Origin of the sequence: Burkholderia sp. BCC1988 (assembly GCF_905339895.1) — a bacterium.
Classification (GTDB): Bacteria; Pseudomonadota; Gammaproteobacteria; order Burkholderiales; family Burkholderiaceae; genus Burkholderia.
In genome coordinates, this window is the sequence record NZ_CAJPHA010000102.1 from 1 (window position 1) to 275 (window position 275).

Consider the following 275-nt stretch of genomic DNA (forward strand, 5'->3'; position numbering starts at 1 on the left):
ACCGCGGTCGGCAAATTCGGCGGCTCGCTCGCGAAGATCGCGGCACCGGAGCTGGGTGCGACGGTGATTCGCGCGGTGCTGGAGCGTTCGGGCGTGAAGCCCGAGCAGGTGAGCGAAGTGATCATGGGCCAGGTGCTGACGGCGGGCTCGGGGCAGAACCCGGCGCGCCAGTCGCTGATCAAGGCCGGCCTGCCGAGCGCAGTGCCGGGGATGACGATCAACAAGGTGTGCGGCTCGGGCCTGAAGGCCGTGATGCTGGCGGCGAACGCGATCGT

Annotated in this window: 1 pseudogene; it reads left to right on the forward strand. The window is 69.5% G+C overall.

The annotated features are described in order from the left end of the window. Window positions 1–275 (forward strand): annotated as a pseudogene (locus U4012_RS35750) (acetyl-CoA C-acetyltransferase); the annotation flags it as partial.